General features: G+C 65.2%; 21 protein-coding genes. 12 read left to right on the forward strand and 9 right to left on the reverse strand.

Annotation, left to right across the window (positions count from 1 at the left end):
• Positions 1 to 169 precede the first annotated feature (169 nt).
• The 7 genes from ACOTSS_RS08535 (at position 170) to ACOTSS_RS08565 (ending at position 7461) form a co-directional block, all read left to right on the forward strand.
• Positions 170 to 2032 (forward strand): 2-oxoacid:acceptor oxidoreductase subunit alpha, encoded by a 1863-nt coding sequence (locus tag ACOTSS_RS08535; protein WP_448691067.1) that lies wholly within the window; start codon positions 170 to 172, stop codon positions 2030 to 2032.
• Positions 2029 to 2427, forward strand: a complete 399-nt coding sequence (locus ACOTSS_RS08540) for a hypothetical protein (protein ID WP_448691068.1) — start codon at positions 2029 to 2031, stop codon at positions 2425 to 2427. The genes ACOTSS_RS08535 and ACOTSS_RS08540 overlap by 4 nt, the downstream gene beginning before the upstream one ends.
• Before the next feature lie 4 nt (positions 2428 to 2431).
• Complete coding sequence (locus ACOTSS_RS08545) at positions 2432 to 3469, forward strand: 2-oxoacid:ferredoxin oxidoreductase subunit beta (protein WP_448691069.1); 1038 nt, start codon at positions 2432 to 2434, stop codon at positions 3467 to 3469.
• Positions 3470 to 3511: 42 nt separating this feature from the next.
• Positions 3512 to 3913 carry a GxxExxY protein gene (locus ACOTSS_RS08550; protein ID WP_448691070.1) on the forward strand — a complete coding sequence of 134 codons (402 nt, stop codon included), beginning with the start codon at positions 3512 to 3514 and terminating at the stop codon, positions 3911 to 3913.
• 55 nt (positions 3914 to 3968) lie between these two features.
• Positions 3969 to 4919 carry a metal-dependent hydrolase gene (locus ACOTSS_RS08555; RefSeq protein WP_448691071.1) on the forward strand — a complete coding sequence of 317 codons (951 nt, stop codon included), beginning with the start codon at positions 3969 to 3971 and terminating at the stop codon, positions 4917 to 4919.
• Between the two features lie 70 nt (positions 4920 to 4989).
• Positions 4990 to 6270 carry a class I SAM-dependent methyltransferase gene (locus ACOTSS_RS08560; protein ID WP_448691072.1) on the forward strand — a complete coding sequence of 427 codons (1281 nt, stop codon included), beginning with the start codon at positions 4990 to 4992 and terminating at the stop codon, positions 6268 to 6270.
• A gap of 18 nt (positions 6271 to 6288) precedes the next feature.
• Positions 6289 to 7461 carry a serine hydrolase domain-containing protein gene (locus tag ACOTSS_RS08565; protein ID WP_448691073.1) on the forward strand — a complete coding sequence of 391 codons (1173 nt, stop codon included), beginning with the start codon at positions 6289 to 6291 and terminating at the stop codon, positions 7459 to 7461.
• 36 nt (positions 7462 to 7497) lie between these two features.
• Here ACOTSS_RS08565 and ACOTSS_RS08570 read toward each other — a convergent pair whose 3' ends face one another.
• From ACOTSS_RS08570 to purF, 3 genes are all read right to left on the reverse strand, one after another.
• Positions 7498 to 7884, reverse strand: a complete 387-nt coding sequence (locus tag ACOTSS_RS08570; protein WP_448691074.1) for a hypothetical protein — start codon at positions 7882 to 7884, stop codon at positions 7498 to 7500.
• Between the two features lie 63 nt (positions 7885 to 7947).
• Positions 7948 to 8682 (reverse strand): SDR family NAD(P)-dependent oxidoreductase, encoded by a 735-nt coding sequence (locus ACOTSS_RS08575; RefSeq protein WP_448691075.1) that lies wholly within the window; start codon positions 8680 to 8682, stop codon positions 7948 to 7950.
• 4 nt (positions 8683 to 8686) lie between these two features.
• Positions 8687 to 10144 carry an amidophosphoribosyltransferase gene (gene purF / locus ACOTSS_RS08580; RefSeq protein ID WP_448691076.1) on the reverse strand — a complete coding sequence of 486 codons (1458 nt, stop codon included), beginning with the start codon at positions 10142 to 10144 and terminating at the stop codon, positions 8687 to 8689.
• Positions 10145 to 10276: 132 nt separating this feature from the next.
• Between purF and hisI the strand changes: the two genes are divergently transcribed.
• The 5 genes from hisI (at position 10277) to ACOTSS_RS08605 (ending at position 15079) form a co-directional block, all read left to right on the forward strand.
• Positions 10277 to 10657 (forward strand): phosphoribosyl-AMP cyclohydrolase, encoded by a 381-nt coding sequence (gene hisI / locus ACOTSS_RS08585; protein WP_448691077.1) that lies wholly within the window; start codon positions 10277 to 10279, stop codon positions 10655 to 10657.
• Positions 10644 to 11183, forward strand: a complete 540-nt coding sequence (locus ACOTSS_RS08590) for a hypothetical protein (protein WP_448691078.1) — start codon at positions 10644 to 10646, stop codon at positions 11181 to 11183. The genes hisI and ACOTSS_RS08590 overlap by 14 nt, the downstream gene beginning before the upstream one ends.
• Positions 11184 to 11249: 66 nt before the next feature.
• A complete protein-coding gene (locus ACOTSS_RS08595) occupies positions 11250 to 11672 on the forward strand; it encodes a MerR family transcriptional regulator (protein ID WP_448691079.1) in 423 nt (140 codons plus the stop codon).
• Between the two features lie 64 nt (positions 11673 to 11736).
• The gene (locus ACOTSS_RS08600) at positions 11737 to 13536 is read left to right on the forward strand and encodes an acyl-CoA dehydrogenase C-terminal domain-containing protein (RefSeq protein WP_448691080.1); all 1800 of its coding nucleotides are present in this window, start codon (positions 11737 to 11739) and stop codon (positions 13534 to 13536) included.
• Positions 13537 to 13582: 46 nt separating this feature from the next.
• Entirely contained in the window at positions 13583 to 15079 is a 1497-nt protein-coding gene (locus ACOTSS_RS08605) for a phospholipase D-like domain-containing protein (RefSeq protein WP_448691081.1), read from the forward strand.
• 99 nt (positions 15080 to 15178) lie between these two features.
• Here the strand turns inward: ACOTSS_RS08605 and ACOTSS_RS08610 are convergent, their stop codons facing one another.
• Genes ACOTSS_RS08610 through ACOTSS_RS08635 form a run of 6 tightly spaced genes read right to left on the reverse strand, consistent with a single transcriptional unit; the run spans position 15179 to position 20652 of the window.
• On the reverse strand, positions 15179 to 16030 hold the full coding sequence (locus ACOTSS_RS08610; RefSeq protein ID WP_448691082.1) for an HpcH/HpaI aldolase/citrate lyase family protein: 852 nt from the start codon (positions 16028 to 16030) through the stop codon (positions 15179 to 15181).
• Positions 16030 to 16482 (reverse strand): MaoC family dehydratase, encoded by a 453-nt coding sequence (locus tag ACOTSS_RS08615; RefSeq protein WP_448691083.1) that lies wholly within the window; start codon positions 16480 to 16482, stop codon positions 16030 to 16032. Before ACOTSS_RS08615 ends, ACOTSS_RS08610 begins: the two co-directional genes overlap by 1 nt.
• 2 nt (positions 16483 to 16484) lie before the next feature.
• Positions 16485 to 16943 carry a GNAT family N-acetyltransferase gene (locus tag ACOTSS_RS08620; protein ID WP_448691084.1) on the reverse strand — a complete coding sequence of 153 codons (459 nt, stop codon included), beginning with the start codon at positions 16941 to 16943 and terminating at the stop codon, positions 16485 to 16487.
• Positions 16940 to 18781, reverse strand: coding sequence for an acetyl/propionyl/methylcrotonyl-CoA carboxylase subunit alpha (locus ACOTSS_RS08625; protein WP_448691085.1), 1842 nt, complete (start codon positions 18779 to 18781; stop codon positions 16940 to 16942). The genes ACOTSS_RS08620 and ACOTSS_RS08625 overlap by 4 nt, the downstream gene beginning before the upstream one ends.
• Positions 18778 to 19041, reverse strand: coding sequence for a hypothetical protein (locus ACOTSS_RS08630; RefSeq protein WP_448691086.1), 264 nt, complete (start codon positions 19039 to 19041; stop codon positions 18778 to 18780). Before ACOTSS_RS08630 ends, ACOTSS_RS08625 begins: the two co-directional genes overlap by 4 nt.
• Positions 19042 to 19053: 12 nt before the next feature.
• Positions 19054 to 20652 carry a carboxyl transferase domain-containing protein gene (locus tag ACOTSS_RS08635; RefSeq protein WP_448691087.1) on the reverse strand — a complete coding sequence of 533 codons (1599 nt, stop codon included), beginning with the start codon at positions 20650 to 20652 and terminating at the stop codon, positions 19054 to 19056.
• Positions 20653 to 20677 lie beyond the last annotated feature (25 nt).

Below are 20677 nucleotides of genomic sequence, written 5' to 3' on the forward strand. Positions count from 1 at the left end.
ATTTTCGGATGCCAGCTATTCGGCATCGCCGGTCAAACTTCAATCGCGAAATGAAACTCACCGGGAGTTCGGACTTTGCGGCGCACAATTTTTTCTGAATTGCGGCTTGCGGTCGAGGGGCCTAGGCCCATGTCGCAGGTTCGCAAATTTGGTGAAGGCAGAAGACATAATGGCGACAGCGGTTGAGGACCGGGCGAACGAACGCCAGTCCCCCCTTTCCGATGCAGTGGTGGTGCGGTTTGCCGGCGACTCCGGCGACGGGATGCAGTTGACGGGCGGCCAGTTCACCCTTTCGACCGCGCTCGCCGGCAACGACCTCGCGACCTTCCCGGACTTTCCCGCCGAAATCCGCGCGCCGCAGGGGACGCTGTTCGGCGTTTCGGCCTTCCAGATCAATTTCGGGTCGAGCGAGATCACGACCGCGGGCGACGCGCCCGACGTGCTCGTCGCGATGAACCCCGCGGCGCTGAAAACCAATGTCCCGTCGCTGAAGCCCGGCGGGCTGATCATCGCCGACGAGGGCGAGTTCAACGACCGCAACCTCGCCAAGGCGAAATATGAGTCGAACCCGCTCGAGGACGGCAGCCTTGCGAAATGGCAGCTCCTGAAGCTCAACATCAGCCAGCTGACGATGGACGCGGTGAAGCCCTTCGGCCTCGGCAACAAGGAAGCGCTGCGCTGCAAGAACATGTGGACGCTGGGGCTCGCGCTCTGGATGTTCGACCGCGACCGCGCGCCGCTGATCGACTGGCTCAAGGCGAAGTTCGCGAAAGCGCCCGAGCTTGCCGACGCCAATATCGCCGCGCTCAACGCGGGCCACGCCTATGGCGAGACCGCCGAGCTCTCGGGCCCGCTCAAGCAGCACCATGTCGCCCCCGCGCCGGTCGCGCCGGGCCTCTATCGCACGCTGACCGGTGCCGAGGCGGTCGCGCTCGGCCTCGTCGCGGGCGCGCAGCTTGCAAAGCTGCCGATGTTCTTCGGCGGCTATCCGATCACGCCCGCGTCGGCGATCCTCCACCATCTGTCGCGGCTCAAGGAATATGACGTCACGACCTTCCAGGCCGAGGACGAGATCGCCGCGATCTGCGCCGCGATCGGGGCGAGCTATGGCGGCTCGCTCGGCGTGACCAGCTCGTCGGGGCCCGGCATCGCGCTGAAGGGCGAGGCGATGGGCCTCGCGATCATGACCGAGCTGCCGCTCGTCATCGTCAATTCGCAGCGCGGCGGTCCCTCGACGGGCCTGCCGACCAAGACCGAGCAGTCGGACCTCTATCAGGCGGTCTACGGCCGCAACGGCGATGCGCCGATGCCGGTGATCGCGGCGCGCTCGCCGGGCGACGCGTTCGAATGCGCGATCGAGGCGTGCCGCATCGCGGTGCAATATATGACGCCGGTGATGCTGCTCACCGACGGTTATATCGCCAACGCGGCCGAGCCGTGGGCCGTGCCTGACCTGACGGCTTATGAGGCTTTTCCGGTCGAGTTCCTGACCGAGGTTCCGGAGGGCGGCTTCAAACCCTACAGCCGCGACGAGAAGCTCAAGCGGCCGTGGGTCAAACCCGGCACGCCCGGCCTGCTGCATCGCATCGGCGGGATCGAGAAGGAGGTCGACACCGGCCACCTCAACTATAATCCCGAAAACCATCAGGCGATGACCGACATCCGCAAGGCGAAGGTCGACGGCATCCGCATTCCCGATCAGGTCGTCGAAATCGGCGCCGAGGGCGGCAAGCTCGCGGTGGTCGGCTGGGGCTCGACCTTCGGCCCGATCCACCAGGCGGTGCGCCGCAAGCGCGCCGAGGGCCATGACGTCAGCCATATCCACATCCGCCACGTCTGGCCGCTGCCCGCCAACCTCGGCGAACTGCTCAAAAGCTATGACAAGGTGATCGTGCCCGAAATGAACACGGGGCAGTTGAAGACGGTGCTGCGCGACCAGTTTCTGGTCGATGCCCGGCCGCTCAACAAGGTGTCCGGCCAGCCCTTCACGATCGCCGAAATCGAAGCAGCTATTGAAAGTGCGTTAGATTGATATCGAAGCTGCCTCTGGCTCATCCTCTGGCGAGTGCCAAGGGGCAGTGGAAGTTCCTTTGGAGCATGGCGTGGCGGTGGCTGGCCGCCGGCTTGTGTGGGGCATTGCTGAATTCGCTGATCGTGTCGGTTGTGATCGGTTTTATCCTTTTCCATCTTTGGCTCCGCTCGTATCGGACAGAGGAATTTTATAGGCCCTATGCGGAGCCGAAAAAGATTAGCCATGTGCATGCTGTCATTTGGAGACTGGGAATTCTTGCGCTTTGTGTTGTTGGCTTGTGGGCGTCTTACCGTGCGCCAGGGACATCAATAATAGCAGCTTGGTCGGGAATGACGTTGGCTATGTTCATCGAAAGTTTTTTCATTTTGAAATTTTTGAGCGGTCGGGAAGCCTAATCTCATGAACGAAATGACCACCATCGCGAAAACGACCACGCTCAAGGATTGGGAAACCGATCAGGAGGTCCGCTGGTGCCCCGGCTGCGGCGATTATGCGATCCTGAAGGCGGTGCAGCGCACCATGCCCGAAACGGGGACGCCGCCCGAAAAGACCGTGTTCATCAGCGGCATCGGCTGCTCGTCGCGCTTTCCCTACTATATGGAAACCTATGGCTTCCACACGATCCACGGCCGCGCACCGGCGTTCGCGACGGGGCTGAAGCTCGCCAATCCGGACCTCGACATCTGGATCGTCACCGGCGACGGCGACGGGCTGTCGATCGGCGGTAACCACACGATGCACCTGATCCGCCGCAATCTCGATTGCCAGATCATGCTGTTCAACAACGAGATTTACGGGCTGACCAAGGGGCAATATTCGCCGACCAGCCGCGTCGGCACCAACAGCCCTTCGACCCCCTATGGCTCGGTCGACCGCCCGGCGCAGCCCTGCGCCTTCGCGCTCGGCGCCGGCGCGCGCTTCGTCGCGCGCGGTTTCGACGTGTCGAAGGAGCTGCCGAACGTGCTGAAGGCCGCGCACGCGCACAAGGGTGCGGCGTTCATCGAAATCTTCCAGAACTGCATCGTCTACAACAAGGACGTGTTCCAGGATTTCGCCGCGCCCAAGGGCGCCGAGGATCGCCAGCTCTGGCTGGCGAACGGCGAACCGATGCTGTTCGCGAAGGGAACGAAGGGCATCGCGCTCGACAATGAGGCGCTGACGCTGAAGGTCGTCGATGTCGTCGATGGCGACTGGAAGGCGGCGGGCGTGATCGTCCACGACGTCACCAACCGCAGCGTCGCGCATATGCTCGTCGAGATGCGCTTCGGCGAATTCCCGATGGCGCTCGGCGTCCTCTACGACGACCCGCGCCCGACCTTCGAAGCCGATGTCGTCCGCCAGAACGAAGCGGCGCGCGAAGGCAAGACCGCCGATCTGCAAGGCCTGCTCAAGAAGGGACAGACCTGGACGGTCAAGGAAGGCGGGCCGGAGCTTTAGATTTTTCTCGCACAAAGCCACGAAGCCACAAAGGGGACCTGTTTGACGACGGATGTTGAAGAACTGGCCCGGATCGCCTTGGATTGCGGCTACAAATTGCATCGGGAAATCGGGCCGGGCTTGCTCGAGACAGTTTACGAGATTTTGCTTGCCGAGTTTCTGAACGAGCGCGGATTGCGTTTGGAGCGGCAGAAGATCGTTCCCATCATGTTTCGCGGAAAACTGCTCGACGAGGCGTTCCGTGTCGATCTTCTGGTCGAGAATCGGTTGGTGATCGAATTGAAATCGACCGAACGACACGCGCCGGTACATGCGAAACAGGTGCTCACATATCTGCGCTTGATGGATTTGCCACTCGGGCTGCTGATGAACTTCGGAGCACCGAGTTTCAAGGAGGGCGCAAAGCGCCTCGCCAACGACTATTATCGTCCGTTGGGCCAATGACCTCTTTGTGGCTTCGTGGCTTTGTGCGAGTCATTTACCGGCACAAGATTGTGATATGGACAACCTGACGCACAGCCTCGTCGGCGCGGTGCTTGGGCAAATGGGGCTCAAGCGGAAGACCGCGTTGGCGATGCCGACGCTGATCATCGCCGCGAACCTGCCCGATATCGACGCGGGCTGCGCCGTCTATGGCATCGAGTCGCTCGCGATGCGGCGCGGCATCACCCACGGGCCGATCGCGCTGCTGATCCTGCCGCTGATCCTGTGGGCGGCGATGATCGCCTTCGACCGCTGGCAGGCGCGGCGGGGCACGCGGCCCGTGACGCGTCCGGCGCTTCACAAGGGTTGGCTGCTCGCGCTCGCCTATCTCGGTTGCCTCAGCCATCCTGTGCTCGACTGGCTCAACAATTACGGCATCCGCCTGCTCGAGCCTTTCAGCCATCGCTGGTTCTACGGCGACACGCTGTTCATCGTCGATTTGTGGATATGGGTCGCGCTCGGCCTGTCGGTGTGGCTGTCGCTGCGCCGTGAGCGCGCGGGGGCCCCGCGATGGACGCGACCCGCGTGGATCGGCTTCACCGCCGTTTGCGCCTATGTTTTTGCCAATGGGCTGATCACCGGCCGCGCCGAGGCGCAGGTCGCCGATCTGCTGCGCCGGCAGGGGCAGGGCGATGCGCTCGTAGTCGCCAGCCCGCCGCCGCTCGCCTTCTGGCGGCGCGACGTCTTCTGGCGCGAAGGCGGACGCTATGGCAGCGGGGCCTATGCGCTCGGCGCCGGCAGCACCGTCGAGCCGGGCGTACCGACCGGCATGGACGACCTGCGCCTCCGCCTGTGGGCGAAAGCCGATCCGGCGGCACGCGCCTTCCTCTTCTGGGCACGCATGCCGGTGGCGACACGCGACGGCGACGCGATCGTCCTGCGCGACCAGCGCTTCATGCAGTCTTTGGCGCGCGACCGCTTCATGGTCCGCGTTAGGGCGCCCGGCACCGCCAGCCACGCCGAATAGGCGGAATCGGCGCCATGACGCCACGCGACAGGCGATTGTCACGCCGCTGCATTTGCGGCACAAAGATGCCATGAACACGCATGTCAGTCCCCGGCGCGGCAAGGAATTGCTACGCGCCGACCGGGTTTTCCGCTCGGGCGGCGGGCTGGCGTGGCTGATGGCGCGCGCGCCATCGGGCCTGTTCCATCGCATGCTCGATCGCATCGACCGGGGCCTCGATCATGGCACGCTGGAAGGGTATCTGCCCGACGGCAGCGTGCGGATTCTGGGCGGGCGCGGCAAGGGGCCGACCGCGATCGTTCATCTGCACAGCTGGGCCGCGCTCGTGCGACTCGCGCTGTCGGGATCGGTCGGCTGGTACCGCGCCTGGGAACATGGCGAATGGTCGTCGCCCGACCCGGTTCCGCTGTTCGACCTGTTCATGCGCAACGGCGAGGCGCTCGGCAATGTCGGCCGCGCGCGCGGGCCGTGGCGCTGGGTCAATAAGGTGGTGCATGCGCTCAACCGCAACGATCGGCGCGGCGCCAAGCGAAACATTCACGCCCACTATGATTTAGGCAATGATTTCTATTGCTTGTGGCTTGATTCTAAGATGAATTATTCGAGTGCGCTGTTCGTCAGCCCCGATATGACCCTCGATCAGGCCCAAACCGCCAAGATCGACGCGATTCTCGATCGGCTCGACCTGCGCTCGGGCAGCCGGCTGCTCGAAATCGGCTGCGGTTGGGGCGCGCTCGCCGAGCGGGCGGTCGAGCGGCACGACGCGCTCTATACGGGCATCACCCTGTCGCCCGCGCAGGCAGCGGTGGCCGCGTCGCGCATCGCGGCGGTCGACCTCATCGGCCGCTCGAAGGTCGAGCTTTGCGACTATCGCGACGTTCAGGGACCGTTCGACGCCATCGCCAGCGTCGAGATGGTCGAGGCGGTCGGGCAAGCCTATTGGCCCGCCTATCTCGACGCGATCGCGCGGTTGCTGCGCCCGGGGGGTAAGGCGGCGATCCAGTATATCCTGATCAGCGACGCGCTGTTCGAGGCCTATGCGGCGGGCAGCGACTTCATCCAGGCCTATATCTTCCCCGGCGGCTGCCTGATTTCCGAAAGCCGTTTCCGTGCGCTGGCCGAGGAACGCGGGCTGGCGTGGCGCGACGTGCGGCGCTTTGGTGGCGACTATGCCGAAACGCTGCGCCAATGGCGCGAGCGCTTCGACGCGGTCGTCACGGCGGGCCATCTGCCCGCGGGGTTCGACGAGCGTTTCGTGCGGCTGTGGCGCTATTATCTGCAATATTGCGAAGGCGGCTTTCGCGGCGGCGGCATCAACGTCGCGCAGGTGACGCTCGAAAAGACGGCCTGAACAGGGGAGGGGAAGATCATGCGAAGATTATGGGCGGCGGCACTGCTGTGCGCCGCGACCGCGGGGTGCGGAGCGCCCGCTTCGACCCAGACCACCGACAATTTGCCAAAGGATCTGAATGTGCTGTTCTGGAGCCAGGATCAACGCGACGCCGCCTTCCGCACGATGGAGACGGTGCCCAAGGTCGTCGTCCACACGATCAAGGCAGGCAGCACCGTTCATCCGCTGCCTGCCGGCAAACCGCTCGACGTCGGCGTCGATGTCGACGCCTATATGGCAAAGCAGCGCAACGCGGGGCTGATCATCGTCCAGGACGGCAAGATCCGGCTCGAGAAATATGCGCTCGGCTATGGCGCCGCGGGTCGCTGGACCAGCTTTTCGGTCGCGAAGAGCTTCACCTCGACCCTCGTCGGCGCAGCGGTGAAGGACGGTTATATCAAGAGCCTCGACGACAAGGTGACCGTCTATATTCCGGGGCTCAGAGGCTCGGCCTATGACGACGTCAGCGTCCGCCAGCTGCTCACGATGACCTCGGGCGTCAGATGGAACGAGGATTATACCGATCCCAAGTCCGACGTCGCGCAGTTCAACCTGCAAAAGCCCGTCGCGGGGGAAGATATAACCGTCAGTTATATGAAGACCTTGCCGCGCGAAGCGCCCGCGGGATCGAAGTGGGTTTACAAGACCGGCGAAACCAATCTGATCGGCGTGCTGGTGTCGAGCGCGACGGGCAAGACGCTGTCCGACTATCTGTCGGAGAAGGTCTGGAAACCCTTCGGCATGGAACAGGACGCGGTGTGGATGCTCGGACCGACGGGGCATGAAATCAGCGGCTGCTGCATGTCCGCCAGCCTGCGTGACTATGCCCGCTTCGGCGAGTTCATCCTCGGCGGCGGCGTTGCAGGTGGGCAAAAGGTGCTGCCCGACGACTGGCTTCCCGCCGCGACGACCAGGCAGGCCGGCATCGACATTCCGGGCCGCGGCTATGGCTATCAATGGTGGACCAACGACGACGGCAGTTTCGCCGCGCAGGGCATCTTCGGCCAGGGCATCTTCATCGACCCCACGCGTAAACTGGTGATCGCGTCGAACGGCAACTGGCCGACCGCGACCGACCCCGAAGGCGTCGGCGCGGCCCGCGAGGCCTTTTACAAGGCGGTGCAGGCGGCGGTGGACCGCGAGGCTAAATAGGGAAACGTCGCCTCTGCCTTCGCAGGGGCTACGCTCTCAGTTCGCGGCGAGGCTCGTGGTGCGCTGCGCCGCCCACGCCGCGACGAGCGGGACGAGAACGCCGAGCGCCATCATCCACCAGGCATCGGCCAACGTCACCGCGCGATAGACGCCGGCACCGATCACCGCGCCCGCGACGATCCAGCCGGCACCGGCGCGGCCCGAGACGCGCATCGCGACCCAGCCGCCGGCGAAGGCGCCCGCGAACCAGCCGACGATCAGCGCCACCGTCGCGCCCGCCGGGATCAGTATCTCGCCGGTCGCGGGGTCATAGGCTTCGGGCGACACTTCGCCGCCCGCATATTGCGCGAGCAGGATCAGCGCGAAAGCGACGATGATCCCGGCCGCGGTTGCGACGAGCGAACGGAAAAATGTGCTGGCCATGCCGGTGCCTCTTACAGAATGCGAACCAGCGGCTTTCCTACATGAAGGAAAGCAAAGATCGCGTTAAGCCTCGGCCATCACTTTCGGCAGCGCGTGGAAGTCGGTGCTGTCGAAGCCGTCGACCATCAGCTTCGCGACGAATTCGCCGACCGCCGCGGGTTCCTTGATGCTCTGCGGATCCTCGCCCGGATACGCGCGTGCGCGCATCTGGGTGCGGGTGCCGCCGGGGTCGAGGATCGCGGTGCGGACGTTGGAGATATTGCGCATTTCGGCGCCATAGCTCGTCACCAGCACCTCGAGCGCCGCCTTCGACGCGGCATAGGCGCCCCAATAGGCGCGGGGTTCGCGCGCGACGCCCGTCGACAGCGCGAGCAGGCGGCCGTGTGCGGCGCGGCGGAGCAGCGGATCGAAATTGGCGATCAGCGCCTGCTGCGCGACGAGATTCAGCGTCAGCAGCCTGTTGAACTCCTTGCCGTCGATCGCTCCCACCGGGGTCAGCGTGCCGAGCATCGCGGCGTTGAGGACGAGCATGTCGAGATGCTGCCAGCGTTCGGCCATCGCGCTGGCAAGGCGGGCGATGCTGTCGCCGTCGGTCAGGTCGAGCGGGGCGATCGTCGCGCTGCCGCCGATAGCGTGGATACGGTCCTCGAGCTCTTCGAGCCCACCCGCGGTGCGCGCGGTGATCACGACATGCGCGCCGCGCGCCGCCAGCGAATAGGCGATCGCCTCACCGATGCCGCGGCTCGCGCCCGTGACGAGCGCGACCTGGCCCGCCAGTTCTTCAGTCACTTTGTTCATTGTGTCAGACAACCCGTTCGGCAAGCAGCGAAAATTGGTCTTCCAGCGCATGCTCGTCGAAATCGGTCAGCGTGGTCGGATAGTCGCCCGTGAAGCAGGCGTCGCAATATTGGGGAATATCGTCGTTGCGCTTCGTTTCGCCGAGCGCGCGATAGAGACCGTCGATAGTCAGGAAGGCGAGGCTGTCGGCGTTGATGAAATTCGCCATCTGCCCGACCGTCATCTGCGCCGCGAGCAGCTTGGCGCGCTCGGGGGTGTCGACGCCGTAGAAGCAGCTGTGCTGGGTCGGCGGGCTCGCGATGCGCATATGCACCTCGGCCGCGCCGGCATCGCGCATCATCTGGACGATCTTCAGGCTGGTCGTGCCGCGCACGATCGAATCGTCGATCAGCACGATCCGCTTGCCTGCGATCAGCGCCTTGTTGGCGTTGTGTTTCAGCTTGACGCCCAGATGGCGGACCTTGTCGCCCGGCTGGATGAAGGTGCGCCCCACATAGTGCGAGCGGATGATGCCCAGTTCGAAGGGAATGCCCGATTCCTGCGCATAACCGATCGCCGCCGGCGTGCCCGAGTCGGGGACGGGGATGACGAGGTCGGCATCGACGGGGTTCTCGCGTGCCAGTTCGGCGCCGATCGCCTTGCGCACCGAATAGACGCTGGTGCCGTCGACGATCGAATCGGGGCGCGAGAAATAGACATATTCGAAGATGCACGGGCGCGCGGAACGCTCGGCGAACGGGTGGTGCGAGGTCAGTTCGCCGTCACGGATGATGACGAGTTCGCCGGGCTCGACCGACCGCACGAATTCGGCGCCGACGACGTCGAGCGCCACCGTTTCGGACGCGAGGATGAAAGCGTCGTTGAGCTTGCCGATGACGAGCGGGCGGATGCCGAGCGGGTCGCGGCAACCGATCATGCCCTCCGCGGTCAGGACGATCAGTGAATAGGCGCCCTCGACCTGTTTCAGCGCGTCGATGAAGCGGTCGAGCAGGGTACGGTAGCTCGAAGTCGCGACGAGGTGGATGATCACCTCGGTATCGCTGGTCGACTGGAAGATCGAGCCGCGACGAACGAGGATCTTCCGCAGGGCGGTTGCGTTGGAAATATTGCCGTTGTGCGCGACCGCGAAACCGCCGGTGGCGAGATCGGCGAACAGCGGCTGGACGTTGCGCAGCGCGGTCTCGCCCGTCGTCGAATAGCGAACATGACCGATCGCCGAGGCGCCGGCGAGCTGGCGCATGATGTCGTCGCGGTCGAAATTGCCCGCGACGTGACCCATCGCGCGGTGGGTGTGGAATTCCTTGCCGTCGAAGCCGGTGATCCCAGCGGCTTCCTGCCCGCGATGCTGCAGCGCGTGGAGGCCGAGCGCGACCACGGCGGCGGCGCTGTCAGCGCCATGGATGCCAAAGACGCCACACTCCTCGCGGAGTTTGTCGTCGTCGAAAGGATGGGTCGTCAGCATGAGGATCCGGGGCGTTGGGGGCGGCAACTGGCGCGCATATAGGAGCGCCGGAGGCAAATGTCGCCCCCTTGTTTGGACTCTTTTCGGAAAGGGGCCTTTTCAGCCGCCGCCCGGCTGTCCTAAAGCACCGGCATGGCCGATCCGCGCGACACCACCGACCGCTTCCTCCCCCGCTTCGACGCCGCCGGATTGGTGACCGCGATCGTCGTCGACGCCGACACGCGCGCGCTGCTGATGGTCGCGCATATGAACGCCGAGGCGATCCGCCTGACGCAGGAAACGGGGCAGGCCCATTTCTGGTCGCGATCGCGCAGCGCGCTGTGGCGTAAGGGCGAAACGTCCGGGAACGGACTGTCGCTGGTCGAGATGCGCGTCGATTGCGACCAGGACGCGCTGCTGCTGGTCGTGCGTCCTGCCGGGCCGGCGTGCCACACCGGACGCCGCTCCTGCTTCTATCGCCGCGTCGAGGGCGACGGGAGCCTGACGTTCCTTGCAGACGATGCGCAGGGCTAGCCTTCCCCTGCTGGCTGGCGCGCTGCTCCTGACGGGCTGCAACCGGCCGCCGCCCGAGCAGGAGGCCCGATCGGTAGACACGGGCAATCCGCTTGAGATTGCGGCGCGTGAACGCGGCGTCGTGCGGCCCGATGCGGCCGAGCCAACCGGCGTGTTCGAGCGCGCGCACGAACTGGGGCGCGATGCGATGTGCGTGGTGCCCGATGGTGCAGGGCGGTGGCGCTTTGCCGTCAGCGCGGCGTTCGGCACCGGCTTTTCGTGCCGCGCGCGGGGCACGGTCGCGCGCGAAGGCGACGACTGGCGCTTCACCTTTGCGGACGTCGAGGATTGCAGCATCGTGCTGCGCGAGGAGGAGGATGAGCTGCGGCTGCCGGGAAGCCTGCCATCGCAATGCGACAGCCTGTGTCCGGGCCGCGCTTCGTTCGCGGGGCTGAGGCTGCCCCGCGCGAGCTGGTCGGCCGCCGACGCGAAACGCTTGCAGATGCGCGATGAAGCGGGCAATAGCGTTAGGCCTTGTGGTGATTGAGCCGCCGGCATTTCCCTGATCCCGCGAGCCTTGACGTTCACGTCAACGGAAACTAATCCTGTCACCATGACCGAAGAATACGGCCACGCCCATATCGACACGCCCGATCATCTGGGGCGCGAACAGTTCAGCATCACCGATCTGTCGACCGAATTCGGCGTGACCGCGCGCGCGCTGCGCTTCTATGAGGACGAGGGGCTGATCAGCCCGTCGCGCAAGGGGCTGTCGCGCATCTATTCGAAGCGCGATCGCGCCCGGCTCGCCTGGATATTGCGCGCCAAACGCACCGGCTTCAGCCTCGCCGACATTCGCGAGATGATCGACCTCTACGACGTCGGCGATGGCCGCAAGCTGCAGCGCCAGGTGACGATAGAGAAATGCCAGCAGCGCATCGCGCTCCTGCGCCGCCAGCGCGACGATATTGACAGCGCTGTAGATGAGCTGTCACGGTTCATCGATACGGTGAAGAAGGTCGACGCCGGCCAGTAGGCCGGCTGAGCCGCTCCCCAGGCAAAGACCGATCGCTGACACTCGATTCTCAGAAGGATACCCCATGCCCGTCTATCGCGCTCCCGTGCAGGATACGCTGTTCCTGATCAACGACATGCTCGGCATCGAGCGTTATGCCAACCTCCCGGGGTTCGCCAATGCGACGCCCGACATGGTCGAGGCTGTGCTGACCGAGGCTGGGAAATTCTGCGAGGAAGTGCTCTTCCCGATCAACTATTCGGGCGATCAGGAAGGCTGCACGCGGCACGACGACGGCTCGGTGACGACGCCGAAGGGGTTCAAGGAGGCCTATCAGGCCTATTGCGACGCGGGCTGGACGCTGCTGACCCAGCCCGAGGCGTTCGGCGGGCAGGGGTTGCCGCACGTCGTCGGCTTCCCGGTCGAGGAATATCGCATGGCCGCCAATCAGGCCTTTTCCATGTATCCCGGGCTGACCCAGGCCGCGGTCGCCGCGATCCTCGTCAAGGGATCGGAGGAGCAGAAGGCGACCTATGCGCCGCGGATGATCTCGGGCGAGTGGGGCGGCACGATGAACCTGACCGAGCCGCATTGCGGCACCGACCTCGGCCTCATCCGCACCCGCGCGGTGCCGAATGGCGACGGCAGCTATGGCATCACCGGCACCAAGATCTTCATCTCGTCGGGCGAGCATGACCTGACCGACAACATCATCCACCTCGTCCTCGCGAAGACCCCCGACGCGCCCGACAGCGTCAAGGGCATCTCGCTGTTCATCGTGCCGAAGTTCCTCGTCAACGACGACGGCTCGCTAGGCGAACGCAACAGCCTCTCGTGCGGGTCGATCGAACACAAGATGGGCATCCACGCCAATGCGACCTGCGTGATGAATTACGACGGCGCGAAAGGCTGGATGGTCGGCGAGGAGAATAAGGGGCTTGCCGCGATGTTCGTGATGATGAACGCCGCGCGGCTCGGCGTCGGTATCCAGGGGCTCGGCCAGGCCGATATCGCGTTCCAGAATGCGGTCCAGTACGCGCAGGACCGCCGCCAGGGGCGCGCGCTCACCGGCCCGCAGGATCCGCAGGAAAAGGCCGACCCGCTGTTCGTCCACCCCGACGTGCGCCGCATGCTGATGGACGGCAAGGCGGTGGTCGAGGGCCTGCGCGCGCTCTGCCTGTGGGGCGCGCTGCAGGTCGATCTGTCGCACGCCGCCGAGAGCGAGGAGGAGCGGCAGCAGGCCGACGACCTCGTCAGCCTGCTCACGCCGGTGATCAAGGGCTATGGCACCGACAAGGGCTATGAGGTCGCGACCAACGCGCAGCAGGTGTTCGGCGGCCACGGCTACATCGAGGAACAGGGCATGAGCCAATATGTCCGCGATGCCCGCATCACGATGATCTACGAGGGCGCGAACGGCGTCCAGGCGATGGACCTCGTCGGCCGCAAGCTCGCGCAGAACGGCGGCCGCGCGGTGCAGGCCTTCTTCGCGGTCGTCGACGCCGAATGCGCGGCGGCGAAGGACGGCCCGCTCGCCGATTTCGCAGGCCGGCTCGAAAAGGCGAATGGCGAGCTCAAGGCGGCGACGATGTGGTTCATGCAAAACGGCATGACCAATCCGAACAATGTCGGCGCGGGCGCGCATCATTACATGCACATCATGGGCATTGTCGCGCTGGGCCTGATGTGGCTGCGTATGGCCGAGGCGGCGCAGAAGGCGCTTGGCGAAGGCCGCGGCGACAAGAGCTTCCTCGAAGCGAAACTGGTCACCGCGCGCCATTTCGGCGAGCGTTTCATGCCCGACGCGGGCGCGCTGCGGCGGAAGATCGAAGCCGGGAGCGAAGCGATGATGTCACTGACGCCCGAGCAGTTTTTCGCGGCCTGACGGCTCGATCACGCAACCATAGCCGTCGCCATGCGTGGCGTCGGCAATGAGCGAGGCCGACCTTACCCCCATCGTCGAGGCGGGGCGCAATTGCTGGCGGATCGAGCGCGCGAACAAGGCGCGGATGATCGTCGACGCCGCCGATTATTACGCCCTGCTCGCGCGGCTGATGGCCGATGCGAAGGAACGCATCCTGCTGATCGGGTGGGATTTCGACCCGCGCATCGCGCTGACCCCCGATGCCGACGGCAGCGGTGAAGCGCTCGGCCATTATATGCTGCGCCTCGCGAAGACCTGCCCCGAGCGCGACATCGACATCCTACGCTGGAATTTCGGCGGGCTGAAACAGTTCGCGATGCCGAGCATCGTCGCGATGGTCGCGCGCTGGAAGGTCACGCGCTCGATCAGCTTCCGGCTCGACAGCGCGCATCCGGCGGGGTGCAGCCATCATCAGAAGGTCGCGGTCTTCGACGATCATCTCGCGGTGTGCGGCGGGATCGACGTCGGGTCACGCCGCTGGGACACGCGCGCGCACGAGGACGACGATCCGCACCGCCGAACGCCCGACGGCAAGCCCTATATGCCGTGGCACGATTCGACGATGATTCTCGCGGGCCCCGTCGGCGAGGCGCTCGCCGACCTCGGCAACGAGCGCTGGCGGCGCGCGACGAACAAGCCGCTCCGCGATTTGAGTGGAGTGGGCGAGAACTGGCCCGACGACCTCGACCCCGATTTTCGCGACGTCGAGGTGGCGATCTCGCGTACCCGCGCCGAATATGACGGCCATCCCGAAATCCGCGAGATCGAGCAACTCTATCTCGACCTCATCGCGGGCGCCAAGCGCTTCATCTATTTCGAGAATCAATATTTCACCTGCGGCAAGATCGCCGCCGCCATCGCCGAGCGGCTGAACGAAGACGACCCGCCCGAATTCGTCATGGTAATGCCGAAGACCGCCGACGGCTGGCTCGAACAGATGGCGATGGACGCCGCGCGGGTGAAGCTGGTGCGCGAGATCGCCAAGGCAAAGCATGGCGACCGGCTGAAGGTCTATTACCCCCGCACCGCCGGGGGCGACCCCGTCTATGTTCACGCCAAGACCGCGATCGTCGACGACCGGCTGATCCGCGTCGGATCGTCGAACATGAACAATCGCTCGATGGGCCTCGACAGCGAATGCGACGTGACGATCGACGCGGCGCTATCGGCGAACCGCGGGATCGAGCCGACGATCACGCGGTTGCGCGAATCGCTGATCGCCGAGCACCTGGGGGTGGAACCCGCGGAGGTCGCGCGCCTCTTCGAGCGTACGGGATCACTGATCGAAACGATCGAAGCGCTCCGCGGCGACGGGCGATCGCTCGAACTGCTTGATCTCGTCGCGCCGGGCCCTTTCGACGACTTCATCGCCGAGAATGAGCTGCTCGACCCGACGAGCCCCGACGCCATGTTTGAAAGCGTGGCCGAGCGCGGCCTGAAGAAAAGCTGGCACCGCGGCAAGGCATGGATGAAGCGCCGGCGGCCGTTCGGGCGGAAAGGCTGACTTTCCCCTGCCGTCACCCCGGCGAAGGCCGGGGTCTCGACGCCGCGTTATGGCGAAACGGTGAGATCCCGGCCTTCGCCGGGATGACGAATGAAGCGATCAATCCGCCAGCGACAGCAAATGCCGTGCCTGCTTGAGGTGCGGCGCGTCGACCATCTTGCCGTCGACCTGCAACACCCCGGCGCCCGGATGGGCGGCGAAGGCGTCGACGATCGCCTGCGCGCGCGACACCTCGTCCGCCGAGGGGGTGAAGGCGGCGTTGATCGGCGCGACCTGCGACGGATGGATCGCCATCATGCCGGTGAAACCGTCGCGCCGCGCGCGTGCGGCATAGGTCGCGAGTCCCGTCTCGTCCTTGATCGCCGGAAACACCGTGTCGATCGCGGCGACGCCCGCGGCGTGGGCCGCGAACAGCGTCAGCGCGCGCGCGACCCGATAGGGTTCGGTATAGCCGCCGTCGGCCTCGCGGCTCGTCGCGGCGCCGATCGCGGCGGGCAGGTCCTCGGCGCCCCAGGTCAGCCCGACGAGCCGGTCCTTCATCTCGCGATAGCTGCCGAGGGTGAAGATCGCCGACGGCGTTTCCGTGGCGATCGGCAGAATCGCGGGCAGTGAGGCGTCGGGCGCCGATTCGCTGCGCAATATCGTGTCGATCTGCGCGATGCTCGGCGCGCCCTCGGCCTTGGGCAGCATGATCGCGTCGGGGCGGGCAGGCGCGATCGCGGCGATGTCGGCGGCGGTCATATGCCCGTCGAGCGGATTGACGCGCACCAGCGTCACCACCTCGCGCGTACCCGCGAGATAATCGGCGACCGCCGTGCGCGCCGCCTCCTTGTTCGCGGGCGACACCGAATCCTCGAGGTCGAGGATGATCGCGTCGGCCCCCGACGCCGCCGCCTTGGCAAAGCGTTCGGGCCGGTCGCCTGGGACGAAAAGGAGGGAGCGGAGGCGCATCAGGCGTCTTTCTTCTTGATCAGCGCCGATCGTTCGCATTGGCAGACGATCTCGTCGCGCTGGTTGATGCAGCGGTGCAGGAAGGTCACGATACCCGCATTCGGCCGCGATTTCGATTCCTTGAGGCCGATGATTTCGCTGGTCGCGCGCAACGTGTCGCCGAGAAACACCGGCTTCGGCATCACCAGTCTGTCGTAGCCGAGGTTCGCGACCAGCGTGCCGAGCGTCGTGTCGCCGACCGACAGTCCGACCATCAGGCTGAAGGTGAAAGTGCCGTTGACGAGGATCTGACCGAACTCCGACGCCTTCGCCGCCTCGATGTCGAGGTGCAGCGGCTGCGGATTGTGCGTCATCGTCGTGAACAGCAGATTGTCGGTCTCGGTCACCGTGCGGCGGATGTCGTGGACGATGCTGTCCCCGACCTGCCATTCGTCGAAAAATTTGCCTGCCATGGTCAGTCCCTCAGATGCAATTTCATGTCGACATGACTCTGGACGAAGCCGAGCCGGGCGTAAAAGCGGTGCGCGTCGGTACGGTTCGCCGACGATGTGAGCTGGACCAGCTTGCAGTCGCGCGCGCGGCACTGCTCGACCGCCCACAGGATCATCCGCTCGCCGAGCCGCTGGCCGCGCAGGTCGCGGACGATACGCACCGCCTCGATCAGCCCGCGCCAGCTGCCCTTGAAGGAGAGGCCCGGAAGGAAGCTGAGCTGCATGGTTCCCACGACGCGGCCGTTCAGTTCGGCCGCGATCAGGCGCTGATTGGGGTCGATCTCGATCGCCTCATAGGCTGCCATATAGCGCGGATCGTCAGGCTCCGCCTCGCGCCCTGGCGGGATCGTCTCCTCGGCAAGCATCGCGAGGATCGCGGGCAGGTCCGCAATCGTTGCATCGCGAAGGATCAGATCGCTCATTCCGCCGCCTCGATCTTTGCGAGCAGCGCTTCGACCTGCACCTGCGCGCCCGCGGTCGCGTTGAGTTCGGCGACTACGCCATCGAACGGCGCCGTCAGGCTGTGCTCCATCTTCATCGCCTCGAGCGTGAGCAATTTCTGCCCCTTGGTCACCGCGTCGCCCGCCGCGACATCGACCGCGATGATCTTGCCCGGCATCGGCGAGAGGATCGCGCCGTCGCTCGCCGCGCCCCCCGGGCCACCTGCGGCGCGCCAAGGCGACAATTGCCAGACCGAGCCGGCTTCCGCGACGAGCATGGCAGGGGCCGGTTCTTCGGTCCCGGGGCCGTGGAGCGCGACATCGACGCGCTTCCCGTCGAGCAGGAAGGGCGCCGAACGGGCATCGGGGGCGTTGAGGCGAAAGCCTGCTTGCAACGCGCGCGGCACCATTGCCATCGCGGCGTTGGTCAGCGCTTGTGCCGACGGCACGGGCTCGGCGGTCATCGCCTCGCCGTCGCGGCCGATCAATCCGGTGTCGACCGTCCCGGCGACGAAATCGGGATGATCGAGCGCCTGGATTAGAAATGCCGAGTTGGTCTTCACTGGCCAGACGGCGCTATCCTCCAGCATGCCGGACAGGGTCAGCCGCGCGTCCTCGCGATCCTCGCCATAGGCGATGACCTTGGCGATCATCGGGTCATAGAAGGACGAAACCTCGGCGCCTTCGATGACGCCGGTGTCGATGCGGCCTCCGTCATGCTCGGCGAGTTGGAAGAGTTCCAGCGTGCCGATCGAAGGCAGGAAACCTTTCGCCGGGTCTTCGGCATAAAGCCGCGCTTCCATCGCCCAGCCGTCGATCGACAACTCATCCTGCCGCAGCGGCAGCGGCTCGCCCGACGCCACGCGCAGTTGCCATTCGACGAGGTCGACCCCGGTGATCTCTTCGGTCACCGGATGCTCGACCTGCAACCGCGTGTTCATCTCCATGAACCAGATGCGGTCGGCGCGCAGGCCTTCGCTCGCGTCGGCGATGAACTCGATCGTGCCGGCACCGACATAATCGACCGCTTTCGCTGCACGTACCGCGGCGGCGCAGAGCTCGGTGCGCGTCGCTTCATCCATGCCGGGGGCAGGGGCTTCCTCGATCACCTTCTGGTGGCGGCGCTGGAGCGAGCAGTCGCGCTCGAACAGGTGGACGACGTTGCCGTGCGTGTCGCCGAACACCTGCACCTCGATATGGCGCGGGGTCAGGATATATTTCTCGATCAGCACATGGTCGTTGCCGAACGACGCCGCCGCCTCGCGCTGGCACGAAGCAAGCGCATCGGCGAAGTCCTCCGCCGCGTCGACCTTGCGCATCCCCTTGCCACCGCCGCCCGCGACTGCCTTGATGAGGACTGGATAGCCGATCTCGGCCGCCCGTTCGGCGAGGAAGGCGGGGTCCTGATTGGCGCCCATATAGCCCGGCGTCACCGGCACCCCGGCATCGGCCATCAGCTTCTTCGCGGCGTCCTTCAGCCCCATCGCGGTAATCGACGAAGGCTTGGGTCCGACCCACACGAGCCCGGCATCGATGACCGCCTGCGCGAACGCTGCATTCTCGGACAGGAAGCCATAACCCGGATGGATCGCTTCGGCTCCGGTCGCCTTGGCGGCGGCGATGATCTTTTCGCCGACCAGATAGGATTCGCGCGCTGGCGACGGCCCGATGTGCACGGCCTCATCGGCTTGCCGCACATGCAGCGCCTGCGCGTCGGCGTCCGAATAGACCGCGACCGTGCGAATGCCCATTTCGCGCGCGCTGCGGATGATGCGACAGGCAATCTCGCCACGATTGGCGATGAGGAGGGATTGGATCATTCTTCTTCTGCCAATTTTGCCAATCGAACTGAAATGGCGGTCAGGCCTTTTTCGGTTTCAGCGAGCAGAGTTGCTTTTTCGGTTTGCCGTCCAAAAGGTGATTTTTCCCAAAGGAGATCAGCAACATCGTCACTGACTTTGAAGAAAAGTGGGTGCTCGGACATTCTCTTCACCAGGGTGTCGACTGGTTCTCCAAATTCCGAACTGCCATGATGCAAGATGTCGGTGAAGGGGTGGTCGCCGGGACGTCCGTTTGCCATCATACTCTCCTATCACATCCTGAACACGCCGAACCCGCGATCCTCGACTGGGGCGTTTAGCGTTGCCGCAAAGGCCAGTCCCAGCACATCGCGCGTCTGCGCCGGGTCGATGATGCCATCGTCCCACAGGCGTGCGGTCGCGTGATAGGGGTTGCCCTCGTCCTCATAGGTCTGGCGGATCGGCGCCTTGAAGGCTTCGGCCTCTTCGGGCGTCCATGTGTCGGCGTCGCGGTGGACGGTCGCCAGAACCGATGCCGCCTGCTCGCCGCCCATCACGCTGATCCGCGCGTTGGGCCAGGTGAAGAGGAAGCGCGGGGAGTAAGCGCGCCCGCACATGCCGTAATTGCCCGCGCCGAAGCTGCCGCCGATCAGCACGGTGATCTTCGGCACCGTCGCGGTCGCGACCGCGGTGACGAGCTTCGCGCCGTGCTTGGCGATGCCTTCGGCCTCATATTTGCCGCCGACCATGAAGCCGCTGATGTTCTGGAGGAAGAGCAGGGGGATGCGCCGCTGCTGTGCCAGCTCGATGAAATGCGCGCCCTTGACCGCGCTCTCGCTGAACAGCACGCCGTTGTTGGCGAGGATCGCGACCGGAATGCCCCAGATATGCGCAAAGCCGCAAACGAGCGTGCTGCCGTAATTCGCCTTGAACTCGTGGAACTCGCTGCCGTCGACGATGCGCGCGATCACCTCGTGCACATCATAGGGCGCACGCACGTCCTGCGGAATGATGCCGTAAAGCTCCTCAGCGTCATATCTGGGTGGCCGCGGGTCCTTCATCGCGACGTCGAAGCCATCCTCGACGCCGAAGGTCGAAACGATATCGCGCACGATCGTCAGCGCATGTTCGTCATTCTCGGCGAGATGATCGACCACGCCCGATTTCTTCGCATGCAGGTCACCGCCGCCAAGGTCTTCGGCGCTGATCTCCTCGCCCGTCGCGGCCTTCACCAACGGGGGGCCAGCGAGGAAGATGGTGCCCTGATTGCGGACGATCACCGTCTCGTCGCTCATCGCGGGAACATAGGCGCCGCCCGCGGTGCAGCTTCCCATCACGCAGGCGATCTGCGGGATGCGCTTGGCGCTCATATTCGCCTGGTTGAAGAAGATGCGCCCGAAATGGTCGCGGTCGGGGAAAACCTCGGCCTGGTGCGGCAGGTTCGCGCCGCCCGAATCGACCAGATAGATGCAGGGCAGGCGGTTCGCCTCGGCGATCTCCTGCGCGCGGAGATGCTTCTTCACCGTCATAGGGTAATAGGTGCCGCCCTTCACCGTCGCGTCGTTGCAGACGATCATCGCCTGCCGCCCCGACACGCGCCCGATCCCGGCGATCATCCCCGCACCGGGAATCTCGCCGCCATACATGTCGCACGCCGCGAGCTGGCCGATCTCCAGAAAAGGCGAGCCTGCGTCGAGCAGCCGCTCGACGCGCTCGCGCGGGAGCAGCTTGCCGCGGCTCGTGTGCCGCTCGCGCGATCTTTCGTTGCCGCCCAGCGCCGCCGCGGCGACGCGCGACCACAGCTCGTCCCTCAGCGCGCGATTGTGCACGGCGTTGGCGCGAAACGCCTCGCTGTCCGTCTGGACCATCGTTTGCAGGACCGGTGCGCTCACTGTCTCGTCTCTCCTGTCGCCGGCT

The organism is Sphingopyxis sp. NJF-3, from assembly GCF_053514865.1.